This window comes from Mycobacterium basiliense, from assembly GCF_900292015.1.
Classification (GTDB): domain Bacteria; phylum Actinomycetota; class Actinomycetes; order Mycobacteriales; family Mycobacteriaceae; genus Mycobacterium; species Mycobacterium basiliense.
Genome location: NZ_LR130759.1, coordinates 5,412,572 through 5,428,310 on the forward strand (window position 1 = coordinate 5,412,572; position 15,739 = coordinate 5,428,310).

At 66.2% G+C, this 15,739-nt stretch carries 14 protein-coding genes, 1 tRNA gene and 1 pseudogene; 12 read left to right on the top strand and 4 right to left on the bottom strand.

Annotation, left to right across the window (positions count from 1 at the left end):
• Nucleotides 1-65 precede the first annotated feature (65 nt).
• Entirely contained in the window at nt 66-1,151 is a 1,086-nt protein-coding gene (locus tag MB901379_RS23075) for a pyridoxal phosphate-dependent aminotransferase (RefSeq protein WP_158018711.1), read from the top strand.
• Entirely contained in the window at nt 1,148-1,615 is a 468-nt protein-coding gene (locus MB901379_RS23080) for a DUF4334 domain-containing protein (protein WP_158018712.1), read from the top strand. The genes MB901379_RS23075 and MB901379_RS23080 overlap by 4 nt, the downstream gene beginning before the upstream one ends.
• A 21-nt stretch (nt 1,616-1,636) precedes the next feature.
• On the opposite strand, the gene MB901379_RS23085 is transcribed toward MB901379_RS23080, so the two are convergent.
• Nucleotides 1,637-2,230, bottom strand: a complete 594-nt coding sequence (locus tag MB901379_RS23085) for a TIGR03086 family metal-binding protein (RefSeq protein ID WP_158018713.1) — start codon at nt 2,228-2,230, stop codon at nt 1,637-1,639.
• Between the two features lie 23 nt (nt 2,231-2,253).
• On the opposite strand from MB901379_RS23085, the gene MB901379_RS23090 reads away from it, so the two are divergent.
• From MB901379_RS23090 to lipE, 3 genes and pseudogenes are all read left to right on the top strand, one after another.
• Complete coding sequence (locus MB901379_RS23090) at nt 2,254-3,078, top strand: crotonase/enoyl-CoA hydratase family protein (RefSeq protein ID WP_158018714.1); 825 nt, start codon at nt 2,254-2,256, stop codon at nt 3,076-3,078.
• A 132-nt stretch (nt 3,079-3,210) separates the two neighbouring features.
• A pseudogene (locus MB901379_RS25395) lies at nt 3,211-3,284 on the top strand (hypothetical protein); the annotation flags it as partial.
• A 66-nt stretch (nt 3,285-3,350) separates the two neighbouring features.
• Nucleotides 3,351-4,583: a lipase LipE gene (gene lipE / locus MB901379_RS23095; protein WP_158018715.1), complete on the top strand. Its 1,233-nt coding sequence runs from the start codon at nt 3,351-3,353 to the stop codon at nt 4,581-4,583.
• A 43-nt stretch (nt 4,584-4,626) separates the two neighbouring features.
• Here lipE and MB901379_RS23100 read toward each other — a convergent pair.
• Nucleotides 4,627-4,713, bottom strand: a tRNA-Ser gene (locus MB901379_RS23100).
• A gap of 49 nt (nt 4,714-4,762) precedes the next feature.
• Between MB901379_RS23100 and MB901379_RS23105 the strand changes: the two genes are divergently transcribed.
• Nucleotides 4,763-5,746, top strand: coding sequence for an NAD(P)H-quinone oxidoreductase (locus tag MB901379_RS23105; RefSeq protein WP_197717846.1), 984 nt, complete (start codon nt 4,763-4,765; stop codon nt 5,744-5,746).
• A gap of 13 nt (nt 5,747-5,759) precedes the next feature.
• Here the strand turns inward: MB901379_RS23105 and MB901379_RS23110 are convergent, their stop codons facing one another.
• On the bottom strand, nt 5,760-6,956 hold the full coding sequence (locus MB901379_RS23110) for a cysteine desulfurase-like protein (RefSeq protein ID WP_158018717.1): 1,197 nt from the start codon (nt 6,954-6,956) through the stop codon (nt 5,760-5,762).
• A gap of 137 nt (nt 6,957-7,093) precedes the next feature.
• Between MB901379_RS23110 and MB901379_RS23115 the strand changes: the two genes are divergently transcribed.
• The 5 genes from MB901379_RS23115 to wzm are packed head-to-tail and all read left to right on the top strand — an operon-like array spanning nt 7,094 to nt 12,263.
• Nucleotides 7,094-9,118 (top strand): DUF6541 family protein, encoded by a 2,025-nt coding sequence (locus tag MB901379_RS23115; RefSeq protein WP_158018718.1) that lies wholly within the window; start codon nt 7,094-7,096, stop codon nt 9,116-9,118.
• Nucleotides 9,119-9,131: 13 nt separating this feature from the next.
• Nucleotides 9,132-9,668 (top strand): bacterial proteasome activator family protein, encoded by a 537-nt coding sequence (locus MB901379_RS23120; RefSeq protein WP_158018719.1) that lies wholly within the window; start codon nt 9,132-9,134, stop codon nt 9,666-9,668.
• Nucleotides 9,669-9,671: 3 nt separating this feature from the next.
• On the top strand, nt 9,672-10,514 hold the full coding sequence (wzt, locus tag MB901379_RS23125) for a galactan export ABC transporter ATP-binding subunit Wzt/RfbE (protein WP_158018720.1): 843 nt from the start codon (nt 9,672-9,674) through the stop codon (nt 10,512-10,514).
• Nucleotides 10,507-11,436: a galactofuranosyltransferase GlfT1 gene (gene glfT1 / locus MB901379_RS23130; protein ID WP_158018721.1), complete on the top strand. Its 930-nt coding sequence runs from the start codon at nt 10,507-10,509 to the stop codon at nt 11,434-11,436. Before wzt ends, glfT1 begins: the two co-directional genes overlap by 8 nt.
• Complete coding sequence (wzm, locus tag MB901379_RS23135) at nt 11,433-12,263, top strand: galactan export ABC transporter permease subunit Wzm/RfbD (RefSeq protein WP_158018722.1); 831 nt, start codon at nt 11,433-11,435, stop codon at nt 12,261-12,263. The genes glfT1 and wzm overlap by 4 nt, the downstream gene beginning before the upstream one ends.
• 155 nt (nt 12,264-12,418) lie before the next feature.
• Here wzm and MB901379_RS23140 read toward each other — a convergent pair whose 3' ends face one another.
• A complete protein-coding gene (locus tag MB901379_RS23140; protein WP_158018723.1) occupies nt 12,419-13,231 on the bottom strand; it encodes a substrate-binding periplasmic protein in 813 nt (270 codons plus the stop codon).
• A gap of 645 nt (nt 13,232-13,876) precedes the next feature.
• Here MB901379_RS23140 and MB901379_RS23145 point away from each other — a divergent pair.
• Nucleotides 13,877-15,685 (top strand): PE family protein, encoded by a 1,809-nt coding sequence (locus tag MB901379_RS23145; protein ID WP_158018724.1) that lies wholly within the window; start codon nt 13,877-13,879, stop codon nt 15,683-15,685.
• Nucleotides 15,686-15,739: the final 54 nt, after the last annotated feature.

Sequence of the window (15,739 nt, forward strand, 5' to 3'; positions counted from 1 at the left end):
CCCGACCGCGGAATCCCGCAGCCGCCGGAGGCTCAGCGTACACAGGCGCCACATATGCTGTCGACGTGACTGCCCGCCTGAGGCCCGAGTTGGCCGGGCTGCCGGTTTACGTTCCCGGTAAGACCGTGCCGGGCGCCATCAAACTGGCCAGCAACGAGACGGTGTTCGGCCCGCTACCCGGCGTCAGGGCGGCCATCGAGCACGCCGCCGCGTCGATCAACCGCTATCCCGACAACGGCTGTCTGGAGCTCAAGGCGGCGCTGGCCAAGCACGTCACCGCGCAGAGCGCCTCGGATTTCGGTCCCGAACACATCGCCGTGGGTTGCGGTTCGGTGAGCCTGTGCCAGCAGCTCGTCCAGATCACCGCATCGGTGGGCGACGAGGTGATCTACGGGTGGCGCAGCTTCGAGCTGTACCCGCCCCAGGTAGAGGTGGCCGGCGCAACCGCCGTCGGGGTGCCGTTGACCAACCACACCCACGACCTCTACGCCATGCTCGCCGCGGTCACCGAGCGCACCCGCCTGATTTTGGTGTGCAACCCCAACAATCCGACCTCCACCGTGGTCGAGCCGGACGCGCTGACACGCTTCGTCGAGACCGTTCCGCCGCACATCCTGATTGCCATCGACGAGGCCTACGTCGAGTACATCCGCGACGGCATGGCTCCCGCCAGCCTCGAGCTGGTCGGCTCCCATAGCAACGTCGTGGTGTTGCGAACGTTCTCCAAGGCCTACGGGCTGGCAGGTCTGCGGGTCGGCTACGCGATCGGTCAACCCGATGTGATCACCGCTCTGGACAAGGTCTACGTCCCGTTCACGGTCTCGAGCATCGCGCAAGCCGGCGCCATCGCGTCGCTGGATGCCGCCGACGAGCTGCTGGCCCGCACGGACGCCGTCGTCGCCGAGCGGGCACGGGTCAGCGCTGCGTTGCGCGATGCCGGATTCACGCTGCCGCCGTCGCAGTCCAATTTCGTCTGGCTGCCGCTGGGCCCCCGCACCCGAGACTTCGTCGAGCAGGCCGCCGACGCCCGCATCGTGGTCCGCCCGCACGGTACCGACGGTGTCCGGGTGACCGTGGGCGCGCCGGAAGAAAATGACGCCTTGCTGCGATTCGCCCGCAGCTGGCACGGGCACCGGGGAGACCTGCAATGAGCGCATGGACAGCCCGCCAGCAGTTCACCGACTTCAAGAACTGCGCCCACCCCATCCCGGACGCAGAACTCGACGATTTCTGGCAGACGCTTGCGCCCGCAACCATCGACGGCATGATCGGCCAGTGGAAGGGCGGCGAATTTCACACCGGCCACAAGATGAACGGCCGACTGCAGGAGGCCAACTGGTTCGGCAAGACATTCAACTCGCCCACCGATGTTCAGCCACTGGTGTGTCTGGACGCCGACGGAAACAGGTTCTCCAACGTGGCGATGGGCAAGGGCGAGGCCAGCTTGTGGCTGGAGCAATTCCGCGGCGAGATCACCGCGACCATGGTCTATGACGGCCAACCCGTACACGACCACTTCAAGCGAATCGACGACGACGCGGTGATGGGCATCATGAACGGCAAGGGCGTTCTCGACAACGGCCGGTACTACTACTTTTATCTCGAGCGGGTGTAGCCCTACCCGGATGTCGGGCGCCTACCGGGTCGGATTGCGGCCGGTGAAAGCCACCAGCCGATGCAGCCCGCTGGCATGCTCGGGCACTTCCACCGGTTCGTCGAATCCGGCGGCACTGCGTTCCTGTGGCTTGATCAGCGTGCGCGCCAACCCCAGCACGTAGTCGGTCAACGAATCCGGCGCCTGCATGTCGTGGCCCACGGCCGTGGCGTAATCCCACGCGTGGACCAGGAATTCGATCGAAAACACCGAAACCGCCACCCTGGCGGGCATCGAGCCCGGGCCCAGGGATACATCGCCGTCTATGCCCCTACGATGCCAGGCGTCCAGGGCCGGCCGGGCGGCACCGATCACTTGTCCCTCGACGGAGGCGGTGTCGTCGTTCGCTGAGGGGCCGGCGAAGTCGGCGCCGGCCATTCCGCCCAGGACCGTGATCGAGTTCAGCAGATGCCCGGTCAGCCCCGACACGTCGTACTCGCGGCACGGTGTCGGTCGCGACATATCGTCGCCGGCAATGGTGTGCAGGACTTGCTGCAGTACCGAAAGTGCGGCTTCGGCACTCGCCAGCTCATTGGTCGGCGGGGAATCTGGTCCGGGTCGCAAATCAGAGGCCATATCGGCCACGCTACGGTCTGGAGATGGGTGAAACATACGAATCCGTCACCGTCGAAATCAAGGACCAGGTCGCGCAGGTGACCTTGATTGGACCGGGCAAGGGCAATGCGATGGGGCCCGCCTTCTGGTCGGAGCTGCCAGAGGTATTCGCGGCGCTGGACGCCGACCGCCAGGTGCGGGCCATCGTCATTACCGGGTCGGGCAGGAATTTCAGTTACGGACTGGACGTCCCGGCGATGGGCGGAACCTTTGCCCCGCTGATGGCCGAAGGTGCATTGGCGCGTCCGCGGACCGACTTCCACGCCGAGGTGCTGAGAATGCAGAAAGCCACCAACGCCGTCGCGGATTGCCGCACCCCCACCATCGCCTCGGTGCACGGCTGGTGCATCGGCGGCGGCGTCGATCTGGTCTCCGCGGTGGACATCCGCTACGCCAGCGCCGATGCCAAGTTCTCGGTGCGGGAAGTCAAGCTGGCAATCGTCGCCGACATGGGCAGTCTGGCCCGGCTGCCGCTGATCCTGAACGACGGCCACCTACGGGAGCTGGCATTGACCGGCCGCGACATCGATGCGGCTCGGGCTGAAAAGATCGGCCTGGTCAACAGCGTCTACCAGGACGCCGAGGCAACCCTGGCCGCGGCTCACGCCACCGCCGCCGAGATCGCGGCCAACCCGCCGTTGGCGGTCTACGGTGTCAAGGACGTCCTTGATCAGCAGCGCACGTCCAGAATCTCGGAGAATCTGCGCTATGTGGCCGCCTGGAATGCGGCGTTTCTACCGTCCAAGGACCTGACCGAAGGTATTTCGGCGACATTCGCCAAGCGTCCCCCGCAGTTCACCGGCGAGTAGAACGGCCTGACGCGACTCGCCGAGAATGCGGTGGGGGTTGTGGTGGCCGGCCCGACCACGACCATGGCGGCAGTCTCGCCGTTGCGCACGTACTCTCGCTGGGAGTGGCGCCGATGACTCCCGCCGGCGACGATGCAGAGCGCAGCGATGAGGAGGAGTGGCGCCGATGACTCCCGCCGGCGACGATGCAGAGCGCAGCGATGAGGAGGAGTGGCGCCGATGACTCCCGCCGGCGACGATGCAGAGCGCAGCGATGAGGAGGAGTGGCGCCGATGACTCCCGACGGCACGATCCGTGTCCCGGCCGACCTCGACGCCGTGACGGCGATCGGTGACGAGGACCACTCCGAGATCGAGACCGCCACCATCGAACGAATCTGGGGGGCGGCCCGCTACTGGTACCAGGCCGGGATGCACCCTGCGATCCAGCTCTGTATCCGCCACAACGGCCGCGTGGTGCTCAACCGTGCGATCGGCCACGGCTGGGGTAACGCCCCGACCGATTCCCCCGACGCCGAAAAAATCCCCGCCATGACGGACACCCCATTTTGCGTCTACTCCTCGGCTAAGGCCATCACTGCCACCGTCATCCACATGCTGGTCGAACGCGGGTACTTTTCCCTCGACGACCGCGTCTGCGAATATCTGCCCAGCTACACCAGTCACGGCAAGGACCGCACCACCATCCGCCACGTGCTGACCCACAGCGCCGGCGTGCCGTTCGCCACCGGGCCCAGGCCCGACGTCACCCGAGCGGACGACCACGAATACGCCCTGGAAAAACTTGGCGAACTCAAACCGCTCTACCGACCCGGGCTGCTGCACATGTATCACGCACTGACGTGGGGCCCGCTGATGCGTGAGATCGTCTGGGCCACCACCGGCAAGGAGATTCGCGACGTTTTGGCCACCGAGATCCTCGACCCGCTGGGCTTTCGGTGGACCAACTTCGGCGTCGCCAAGAAAGACCTTCCGCTGATCGCGCCGAGCCACGCCACCGGGCGGCCGTTGCCGCCGGTGGTCGCGGCGGTATTCCGCAAGGCGATCGGCGGAACCGTGCATGAGGTGATTCCCTACACCAACCAGCCGCTCTACCTCAGCACCATCATCCCGTCGTCAAACACCGTGTCGACGGCCAACGAACTGTCCCGATTCATGGAGATCCTGCGCCGCGGCGGGGAACTCGACGGCGTGCGAATCATGCAGCCGGAAACGCTGCGCAATGCGGTGCGGGAATGCCGGCGGCTGCGACCCGATGTTGCGGTCGGCCTGATGCCGCTGCGCTGGGGTACCGGCTACATGCTGGGCTCGAGGCGATTCGGCCCGTTCGGGCGCAACGCGCCGGCAGCGTTCGGTCATCTGGGGCTGATCAACATCGCCTTGTGGGCCGACCCAGAGCGTCGGCTGTCGGCCGCGGTAGTCAGTAGTGGGAAGCCCGGTAAAGATCCCGAATCCGGCCGCTACGGCGCGCTACTGAACACCATCACGGCCGCCATACCGCGTTGATCATCGACGGGGTTGCCCCACGATCATCGCGGCACCCCAACGGCGGTGGCGGAGGGATTTGAACCCCCGGACGGTTTTAGCCGTCTCTCGCTTTCAAGGCGAGTGCATTAGGCCGCTCTGCCACGCCACCGCTGCTAAGGGTAACGGGGTCGGAATCGGCGGGTAGTAGCGTGGCGGTCGTGCACGCCATCGTCGCCGCCTCCGCGGACCAACTGGTTTGGCAGCAGGTCCCCGATCCGGCCGTCGGACCCGACGAAATCCTCATCAAAGTCGCCGCGGCCGGGGTGAACCGTGCCGACGTGCTGCAGGCGGCCGGTAAGTATCCGCCCCCGCCGGGAGCCAGCGAGATTATCGGCATGGAGGTCAGTGGCACCGTTGCCGAAGTCGGCTCCGATGTCACGGAATGGTCTGCGGGACAGGAAGTTTGCGCATTGCTGGCTGGCGGCGGATACGCCGAGTACGTCGCCGTTCCGGCCGGTCAGGTGATGCCGATACCCGAACCGATCGAGCTCGTCGACGCCGCGGCGTTGCCTGAAGTCGCCTGCACGGTGTGGTCCAACCTGGTGATGGCCGCCCGCCTGGGCCCCGGGCAGCTGGTGCTCATTCACGGCGGCGCCAGCGGCATCGGCACCCACGCGATCCAGGTGGCACACACCTTGGGCGCCCGGGTGGCGGCCACCGCGGGATCACCGGAAAAGCTGGACCTCTGTCGCGACCTGGGAGCAGAGATCACCATCAACTACCGCGACGAGGACTTCGTCGCGCGGCTGCATGAAGAGACCGGTGGCGCCGGCGCCAACGTGATTCTCGACATCATGGGGGCGGCCTACCTCGACCGCAATATCAACGCGCTGGCCACCGACGGACAACTGATCGTCATCGGCATGCAAGGCGGGGTGAAAGCCGAGCTCAACCTGGGCAAGCTGCTCACCAAGCGAGCCCGGATTATCGGGACCACGTTACGGGCCCGGCCGGTGAGCGGCGCGAACGGTAAGAGCGCTATTGCGCAAGCGGTCACCACCTCGGTCTGGCCGATGATCGCCAGCGGCCGGGTTCGACCGGTTATCGGCAGCCGCCTACGGATTCAACAGGCCGCAGAGGCTCATCAATTGATGCTGTCGGGCAAGACCTACGGAAAGATCCTGCTGACCGTCGACGACTAGCCGCGAGGGCACCTCAACCCAGGGATGCCAGCGCACGCACCAGTTGGTCGACTTCGGCCATCGTTGAGTAGTGCGCCAGCCCGACGGTTACCGCGCCGCCGACGTCGCTGACACCGAGCACGTCGAGCACACGGGAGTGGGCGTTGGCGATCGCCAGAATTCCGTTGTCGGCCAACCGCTGCACCACCCGGTCGGCCGGCACCTGGTGGACCGCAAAACTGATGACCGGGATCCGCGCTTCCGGACGACCGATCAGGATCACCAACGGCAGCGACCTGAGTGACGCCATCAGGTAGTCGAAGATCCGGTTCAGGTAGGCCGAGGCGGATTGCATCGAAACGGACAGACGTTCGCGGCGGCTGCCGCGTGCCGACTCGTCGAGGGATGCGAGGTACTCGATGCTGGCGACCGCCCCGGCCAGCAGACCGAACTGGTGCGCGCCGATCTCGAGCCGGGCGGCGCCGGTGGCGTTCGTATTGGTCGACACCGAGCCGAAGGTGTTGATCAACGCCGGATCGCGGAAAACGATCGCCCCGACCGGCGGGCCACCCCACCCGACCGCGTTGAGCGCCACCACGTCGGCGTCGGTTTCCCTGATGTCGAACAGCCGGTAGGGGGCGGCGGCGGAGTGATCGACCACCACCAGACCGCCGATGTCGTGAACCAATTTGGTCATGGCCCGCAGATCGGTGACCGCACCCAGCGTTCCCGACGCGGACGCGACCGCGACCAGTCGGGTCGACTTGCAGATCAGGCTTTCCCACTGCCACGTCGGCAGCTCGCCGGTCTCGATGTCGACCTCGGCCCATTTCACCTTGGCACCGTAGCGATGCGCCGCCCGTAGCCACGGCGCGATATTGGCCTCGTCGTCGAGGCGGCTGACGATCACCTCGTAGCCCAGGCCGGCCCGCGAGGAGGACGCTTCTGCCAGCGCTGATAACAACACCGCACGGTCAGCGCCCAGCACGACGCCGCTCGGGTCGGCGTTGACCAGATCGGCCACGGCCTCGCGCGCGGCGTCCAGCACTGCGGCGCTGCGCTGCGCCGATGGGTGGGCACCTTGGGTACTGGCGGCGGACCTGCGGAAGGCCGTCGACACGGTGGTCGCGACGGAATCGGGAATCAGCATGCCGGCCGGCGCATCGAAATGCACCCATCCGTCGCCCAGCGACGGGTGCAGTCCGCGCACCCGGGCAACGTCGTATGCCATGCCAGCCACCTTAGAGCTCCAGCTATTCACGCAACTCGGTGACGTTAGCGGGTGGCCCGAATACTTCCAGCAGTTCCAGACGTTCCAGCCCTTGCGGCCTCCCGAGCCAGGTCACCCGGCCACGCCATACTAGTCGAGTGAGCTTGTGGTTCGGAACGCTGATCGCATTGGTCTTGCTGATCGCGCCAGGGACGCTCATCGCACGTATCGCGCAGCTAAGGTGGCCGGTCGCTATCGCGGTCGGTCCCCCGCTGACCTACGGGGTGGTCGCGTTGGCGATCGTTCCCTACGGCGCCCTGGGCATCCCATGGAACGGCTGGACGGCGATGATCGCCCTGGCCATCGTGTCGGCGGTGGTGACGGGTTTTGCGCTGGCGCTCGAGCGCTTTCGTGACAAGGCCGCTGAAGCCCGCGCGGTCAGGCGCGGGCCGGCGCTGACGGTTGCCGCCGGAGTGGTGCTGGGCGCGTCGTTCATTGCCTGGGCCGCCTTCCGCGGCATCCCGCACTGGCAGTCCATCCCCAGCACCTGGGACGCCGTGTGGCACGCCAACACCGTGCGTTTCATCCTCGACACCGGGCAGGCCTCCCCCACCCACATGGGCGAGCTGCGTAACGTCGAGACGCACGCCCTGCTGTACTACCCGTCGGTGTTCCATGGCCTGGTGGCGGTGTTTTGTCAGCTCACCGGGGCGGCGGCGACCACCGGCTACACGCTGAGTTCGCTGGCGGCCGCGATCTGGCTGTTTCCGGTGAGCGCCGCCGTCCTCACCTGGTGCGTGATGCGCTCGCGCAGCTGGTCACTGTGGTCGGCCTCCGGCGCTTCGGGAGCCGAGCGGTCGGCCCCCGGCCAGTGGCTCGCTGCGGGGGCGGCGGCCACCGCGGCAGCACTGTCGGCGTCGTTCACGGCGATTCCCTACGTCGAGTTCGATACCGCCGCGATGCCCAACCTGGCGTCCTACGGAGTCGCGGTGCCGACCATGGCGTTGATCGCCTCGACGCTGCGACACCGCGACCGCATCCCGATTGCGGTGCTGGCCCTGGTGGGGGTGTTGTCCGTACACATCACCGGCGGCATGGTGGTCGTCCTGCTGGTGTCGGCCTGGTGGTTGTTCGAGGCGTTGTGGCGCCCGGTACGAAGCCGGCTGGCCGACCTGGTGACGCTCGCTGGGGTGGCGGCGATTTCCGGACTGATCATGTTGCCGCAATTCCTCAGCGTGGAACAGCAGGAAGACATCATCGCCGGGCATTCATTCCTTACCTATCTGAGCAAGAAGCGCGGCGTGTTCGACGCGATTTTCCAGCACTCGCGCCACCTCAACGATTTCCCGGTGCAGTACGCCCTGATCGTGGTAGCCGCGATCGGCGGGTTCATCTTGCTGGTCAAGAAGATTTGGTGGCCGCTGGCGGTGTGGCTGCTGCTGGTCTTCATGAATGTCAATGCCGGAACGCCGTTGGGCGGCCCGCCGGAAGCCGTGGCCGGGGCATTCGGCGAATTCTTCTACAACGACCCGCGCCGCATTGCCGCGGCCACAACACTGCTGCTGATGCCGATGGCCGGCGTCGCGCTGTTTGCCCTGGTCATGCTGGCGGTGGCGGGGACCAGACGACTCTGCGATCGGTTCAAGACGCTGCCGCAGCCATTCTGGTCGACGGTCACCGTGGCGCTGTTGGTGGCAACCTGCCTGGTCAGCACGTGGCACTATTTTCCGCGCCACCGGTTCCTGTTCGGCGACAAGTACGACTCGGTGATGGTCAACCAGCAGGACCTCGACGCCATGGCCTATCTGGCAACACTGCCCGGCGCGCGCGACACCCTGATCGGCAACGCCAATACCGACGGTACGGCGTGGATGTACGCGGTGGCCGGCCTGCACCCGCTATGGACGCACTACGACTACCCCGTGCAGCAGGGCCCGGGATATCACCGGTTCATTTTTTGGGCTTATGCCCGCAACGGCGCCGCGGACCCGCGTGTACTGGAGTCCATTAAGGTCCTCAATATCCGCTATATCCTCACCAGCAGCCCGACGGTGAGGGGGTTTGCCGTTCCCGACGGACTAGTCTCTCTGGAGAATTCGCCGTGGTGGCAGAAGATCTACGACAACGGCGGAGCTCGAATTTTCGAGTGGCGCGGCAAGACCGCAGGGACGCACTCCCCGTAGGTAGTTAAAGAGGATGGTGACTGGATTGAGTACCGGCAACGATGGCCCAGATATCGATGGCGTCGAGGTCATTGGTGGCGTGGACCCGAGGCTCATGGCGGTACCCGAGGACGACGATTCCGACGAACCCTCGCTGACCGACCTGGTCGAGCAGCCCGCCAAAGTGATGCGGATTGGCACGATGATCAAGCAATTGCTCGAAGAAGTGCGCGCCGCACCGTTGGACGATGCAAGCCGCAACCGGTTACGCGACATCCACGCCACCAGTATCCGTGAGCTCGAAGACGGCCTGGCCCCGGAGCTGCGCGAGGAGCTGGAACGACTGACCCTGCCGTTCAGCGAGGATTCCGCACCCACGGACGCCGAGTTGCGTATCGCGCAGGCACAGCTGGTCGGCTGGTTGGAAGGCCTCTTCCACGGCATCCAGACCGCGCTATTCGCTCAGCAGATGGCGGCGCGCGCGCAGCTGGAACAGATGCGCCAGGGCGCGCTGCCGCCTGGTCTCGGCAAGGCGGGCCAGCACGGTCACGGCACCGGACAGTACCTGTAGACCGTGTCCGAAGGTCCACGGATCGAGACCCGCAACGCGTGGGTCGAATTCCCCATCTTCGACGCCAAGTCGCGCTCCCTGAAGAAGGCGTTCCTGGGCAAGGCCGGCGGCGCGATCGGCCGCAACAGCTCCAACGTGGTGGTCATCGAGGCACTGCGGGACATCACCATGTCCCTGGAACTGGGTGACCGGGTGGGCTTGGTCGGCCACAACGGGGCGGGCAAATCGACACTGCTGCGTCTACTTTCGGGTATCTACGAGCCGACCCGGGGCTCGGCCACGGTCACCGGGCGGGTAGCGCCGGTGTTCGATCTGGGCATCGGCATGGACCCCGAGATCTCCGGCTACGAGAACATCATCATCCGCGGCCTTTTTTTGGGACAGACCCGTAAGCAGATGCTGGCCAAGGTGGACGAGATCGCCGAATTCACCGAGTTGGGTGATTACCTGTCGATGCCGCTGCGCACCTACTCCACCGGCATGCGAGTACGGCTGGCCATGGGCGTGGTCACCAGCATCGATCCGGAGATCCTTCTACTGGACGAGGGCATCGGCGCCGTGGACGCCGACTTCCTCAAGAAGGCACAGTCACGGTTGCAGAGGTTGGTTGAGCGATCCGGAATCCTGGTATTCGCAAGCCATTCCAACGAATTTCTGGCGCGGCTATGCAAGACCGCGATGTGGATCGACCACGGTGTCGTCCGACTCAGCGGCGGAATCGAGGACGTCGTGCGCGCCTACGAGGGAGAAGACGCCGCCCGACACGTCCACGACGTGCTCGCCGAGACTCAGCGCGCAGGCACTACCCGAGAGCCACTGGCGCACAAAGTTTCCGGGGATGAGTGACACCGTCATTGCCGTCGTGGTCACTCACCGGCGCCCCGACCAGCTGGCTAAGTCGTTAAATGCGCTGACCACCCAGACCAGGTTGCCTGACCACTTGATCGTGGTCGACAACGATACTGCGGAGGGGTCTGACGCCGGCCGGGTCGGTGATCTCGTTGCCGGACAACCAATCCCCACTACGTATCTGAAGTCGCGCCGAAACCTTGGCGGTGCGGGCGGCTTCGCACTCGGTATGTTGCATGCGCTCGCACAGGGCGCCGACTGGGTTTGGCTGGCCGACGATGACGGGCACGCACAGGACACACGCGTACTGGCGACGCTGTTGGCGTGCGCCGAGAAGTACGGCCTGGCGGAAGTGTCGCCGATGGTCTGCAATATGGATGACCCGCAGCGGTTGGCATTTCCGCTGCGACGTGGTCTGGTATGGCGCAGGCGAGCAAGCGAATTGCGTACCGAGGCCGGCCAGGATCTGCTGCCGGGGATCGCTTCGCTTTTCAACGGCGCGCTAATCCAGGCGTCCGCCGTGGACATGATCGGTGTCCCGGACCTGCGATTGTTCATCCGCGGCGACGAGGTGGAGATGCATCGGCGGCTGGTCCGGTCGGGCCTGCCGTTTGGCACCTGCCTGGATGCTGTTTACCTGCACCCTTGCGGCTCCGACGAGTTCAAGCCGATCCTCGGTGGCCGCATGCACACCCAGTATCCCGACGATCCGGGCAAGCGATTCTTCACCTACCGCAACCGCGGCTACGTGTTGTCTCAACCCGGCTTACGTAAGCTACTGCCGCAGGAGTGGCTGCGGTTCGGCTGGTTCTTCCTGGTGACCCGCCGCGACCCCAAAGGCCTGCGGGAGTGGATTAGGTTGCGTCGCTTGGGGCGTCGCGAGAGGTTCGGCAAGCCCGATCTTGGAGGTGGCTCATGACGTTCATCGACGCGGCGTCACAGTCCAGGACGTTTGCCCGCGCCCGTTCAGACCTGGCCGAAGGATTCAGGCGTCATGAACTGTGGCTGCACCTGGGCTGGCAGGACATCAAACAGCGGTACCGCAGATCGGTCCTGGGCCCGTTCTGGATCACGATCGCGACCGGCACCACCGCCATCGCGATGGGCGGGCTGTATTCCAAGCTGTTCCACCTTGAGCTATCCGAGCATTTACCGTATGTCACGCTCGGTTTGATCGTCTGGAATCTCATCAATGCCTCCATCCTGGACGGAGCCGATGTCTTCGTTTCCAATGAGGGCCTGATCAAGCAATTGCCGGCTCCGTTGAGCGTGCACGTCTATCGGCTGGTGTGGCGGCAGCTGATCTTTTTCGGCCACAACATCGTGATCTACTTCGTCATCGCGATCATCTTCCCCAAGCCGTGGTCGTGGGCCGATCTCACGGTGTTTCCGGCGTTGGCACTGATCGTGCTCAATTGCGTGTGGGTGTCCCTATGCTTCGGCATACTCGCGACCCGCTACCGCGACATCGGGCCGCTGCTGAATTCCGTTGTGCAGCTGCTGTTCTTCATGACGCCGATTATCTGGAACGACGAAACCCTGCACCGCCAGGGAGCCGGGCGATGGTCGAGCATCATCGAGCTCAACCCCCTGCTGCACTACCTCGACATCGTGCGAGCGCCGCTGCTGGGCGCGCACCAGGAACTGCGGCACTGGGTAGTGGTTCTGGCGCTGACGGTCGTGGGCTGGGCGTTGGCGGCGTTCGCGATGCGCCAATACCGCGCGCGAGTGCCCTACTGGGTGTAAGGCACAGGCGCGGCACGGTTCGGCAAACACCGCGCTTCGGCCCATCAAGCACACACGTTTTGAAGCTTTCCGGAAATTGGCCTCTTCATGCGCTGATAACGGCCCGATCACGCGCGGCAACTCGGTAATCGCGCGTCGCGATCAAGAACAATCCGTTATAAGGAGCCCTCAGAGCAACCGGGATCGAAAGCACTTTTACCGGGATATGGCGTTGCGGGGTCGGAGATGAACCGATCAAGGGCCGCGATTACTCCGGTGCTGGCGCTGCGAACCACAAACGAAAACGGTTCGTCGACCTCTGAACCGTCGGCGAGCATGTTGCAATGCGGCCAGGTGACCGCAAGACCGCCAAGTTGTGCTGCCAGATGCTGCACACTGCCGAGCCCACCGGCGTAGGCGAACGATTGGCCATCCAGCACCTCGCGCGCGGCGTCGACCTCATTGAACGTGGTCAAAATGGTTGTTGTGGTGATTCCGGCCCGCGCCAACCTGTGTTGGATGTCGCTGTCGGCCGTCGCGTTGCCGGTCACAATGACCGTCCTGTCGCGGAGATCCGCAATGGAGTTGAGACCATGCGCGTCCTGCGAGCGCACCAGAAACGCGCGCAGCACCCGGTAGTAGTGCTGCGACCATGCGGCCCGTGCACCGGATTCCGCGCGCCGATCCTGGGTGTCCGAGATTCCGGCCGCGGCCACGTCGCACACGTCACCTGCGGGCAGGGTCCATATTCCATCGAAGCGCGTCACCTCCACCGGCTGAAAACGCAGTCGCTCGCTGGCGGCAAAGTGATCTAGATAACTGACATCCCACCCGGTCCATTCGCCCTTGCCGTCTTTGCTGGTAAACGGGGCAAAACCTGGGTACAAACAGACTTGGAGAACACCAGGATTCAACGTGCGCAGACGAGAGTCGCCTCGGCTGTCAGCTGGAGCAACCAATAGCAGAGCCGACGCCAACACGAGCGACATTTTGAACATTTTGAACATTCGGGATGGCCACTTGATCACCGCCACACTTTAGGTCGGCGCTGCCGAAAATGGTCGACCTTAAATCACGGCAAATAGAACCCCTCGGATGGCGCGGCCCGCAAGCCCTTGCGCGACCATAAATTGCGATTCTCGCCGTCTTTACAGCTGGTGTGGCGGACTGCAGGCTAGGGGACTCCTCGATGCCATCGCGGACCAAAATTGCAAATTGACGGCAGCGGCGGGCACCGCGCAGCCCGATCAGGACACCGCGGTGCGCAAGCCAACGACTAATTCATCGGTCCGACGCTTCGGGCTACGCAGAAGGCAGGACCGGCGGCACGGGGGGCCATGGCGGTGATCCCAGCACGCCCGGCGGATCGGTCACGACAGTCGGGTTCCCGATCAGAAATCCCGGCGTGGGTGGCACGATTGGCGCGAACCGCACGGCGCAGGACAACCGCACCGGCGGCGCTCCCGCATTACGCTTGCACTCGCTAATTGGGTGTGACTCAGTCGAATCCAGCCAGCCGGTTAGAACACCACACCTAATGTCCTTCGCGGCTATAGTATCCGCCTATTCCCTTTGGCTCGGCGATGCGCCGAACGAGCAACCTGCTGGGTCCGCCTAGCGCGAGGAGGTTATTCATGTCGTATGTGATCGCAGCCCCGGAGGCCATGTCGGCGACAACGGCCGACGTTGCCGAAATTGGACTGGCGATCCGCGACGCGAATGCCGCGGCCGCGCTGCCCACCACAAACGTGTTGACCGCGGCCGCCGATGAGGTGTCCGCCCAGATCGCCGCGCTATTTGCCGCGCACGGCCGCACCTATCAGGCGCTGAGCAATCAGGCCGCCGAGTTTCACGCTCAGTTCACCCAAACGTTGAGCGACGCCGCTGGGGTCTATGCCGGCGGTGAGGCCGCGAACGTGACGCTTCTGCAGTCGCTACAGACCTTGCAACAACAATTCCTCGGTGCGGTGAATACACCCACCCAGCAGCTGTTGGGACGCCCGCTGATCGGCGACGGCACCGACGGATCCGCGCCCGGACAAGCGGGCGGCGCCGGCGGGTTGCTATTCGGTAACGGCGGTGACGGCGCGGCGGGCGCGGCGGGTCAGGCCGGCGGCGCCGGCGGTAGCGCGGGGCTGATCGGCCACGGTGGGGCCGGCGGGCAGGGCGGTGGCGGCGCCGCCGGCGGCACCGGCGGCAGCGGCGGGCTGCTGTACGGCAACGGTGGAGCCGGGGGAATCGGTGGGTCCGCCCTGGCCGGTATCAACGGCGGCAACCCCGGCCAGGGCGGCGACGGCGGCCGGGCCGTGTTGTTCGGCTCTGGAGGTAACGGCGGGCAGGGCGGCACCGGTCTCACCGGGGCGGACGGGGTCAACGCCACCCCCACCGGCGCCCAGGCGCCGAGCGGAACCGACGGGACCGGCAACACCAGCACCGGCAGCAACGCGCAAGCCAGCGGGGTCCCAGGCGGCGCCGGCCATACCGGCGGCACCGGGGTGGCCGGCGGCACCGGCGGGAAGGGCGGCGCAGGCTCGGCGGTGGCCACCGGCACCGGCACCAACCACATCTTGGCCGCCGGCGGCAACGGCGGAGACGGCGGCGCGGCGGGTGCCGGCGCTACCGGCGGCGCCGGCGGCACTGGAGGCAGCGCAACCGCGCAGGATAACGTCGGCGACTCCTTTTCCAGCACCTTCGCGCGCGGTGGCACCGGAGGTACCGGGGCGCCGGGCGGGGAATTGGGCGGAGACGGCGGCGCCGGCGGCGCCGGCGGCTCCGCCGACGCCGGGACGCTTATGCATGGCGCCTCGGCTATCGGTGGTACCGGTGGGGCCGGTGGCGCCGGCGCCACGGGTGCGGTCGGCAACGACGGCGGCGCCGGCGGCGCCGGCGGGAACGGCGGTCGAGGTGGGCTGCTGATCGGCAACGGAGGTCATGGGGGCGCCGGTGGGATCGGTGGCGCCGGCGGCGGCGCCGACAGCGGCGGCGCGGGTGGTGGCGGCGGAAACGGCGGCAACGCCCAAGCAGTCGACATGGCGACGAGCTTCGGCGGTAACGGCGGCGACGGCGGCGACGGCGGCGAGGGCGGCGCCGGCGGCAGTGGTGGCGCCGGCGGCACCGGCGGCAGCGGTGGCGCCGGAGGTCTGCTGCTGGGCACCGGCGGTGATGGCGGTGTCGGCGGCACCGGCGGAGACGGCGGTATGGGAGGAAGCGGCGGAAACGGCGGCGGCGCGGGCCAGGGTGGATCCGCAGACAACCCAGTCAACGATGGCGAGGCCGGGAACGCGGGTACCGGCGGCACCGGCGGTAGCGGTGGCGCCGCGGGCGCGGCCGGTAGCGGCGGTGCCGGCGGCACCAGCGGCGCTCTTGGCACGGCCGGCGCGGGGGGCGAGGTTGGCGCAACCGGCTCGCAAGGAGCCAACGGCTCCGACGGTGCCGGCGGGTAACCTGATCCGTCCTCTTCCAATTGCCCCGCGGCGGTGGGGGTTACCCGCGGTCGA

Bases quoted from the DNA above. Each gene is read 5' to 3' on its own strand.
- MB901379_RS23140 (WP_158018723.1), bottom strand. From the start codon at position 13,231: ATGTCGCTCGTGTTGGCGTCGGCTCTGCTATTGGTTGCTCCAGCTGAC.
- MB901379_RS23145 (WP_158018724.1), top strand. From the start codon at position 13,877: ATGTCGTATGTGATCGCAGCCCCGGAGGCCATGTCGGCGACAACGGCC.
- glfT1 (WP_158018721.1), top strand. From the start codon at position 10,507: ATGAGTGACACCGTCATTGCCGTCGTGGTCACTCACCGGCGCCCCGAC.
- wzm (WP_158018722.1), top strand. From the start codon at position 11,433: ATGACGTTCATCGACGCGGCGTCACAGTCCAGGACGTTTGCCCGCGCC.
- MB901379_RS23080 (WP_158018712.1), top strand. From the start codon at position 1,148: ATGAGCGCATGGACAGCCCGCCAGCAGTTCACCGACTTCAAGAACTGC.
- MB901379_RS23090 (WP_158018714.1), top strand. From the start codon at position 2,254: ATGGGTGAAACATACGAATCCGTCACCGTCGAAATCAAGGACCAGGTC.
- MB901379_RS23110 (WP_158018717.1), bottom strand. From the start codon at position 6,956: ATGGCATACGACGTTGCCCGGGTGCGCGGACTGCACCCGTCGCTGGGC.
- MB901379_RS23085 (WP_158018713.1), bottom strand. From the start codon at position 2,230: ATGGCCTCTGATTTGCGACCCGGACCAGATTCCCCGCCGACCAATGAG.
- lipE (WP_158018715.1), top strand. From the start codon at position 3,351: ATGACTCCCGACGGCACGATCCGTGTCCCGGCCGACCTCGACGCCGTG.
- MB901379_RS23120 (WP_158018719.1), top strand. From the start codon at position 9,132: ATGGTGACTGGATTGAGTACCGGCAACGATGGCCCAGATATCGATGGC.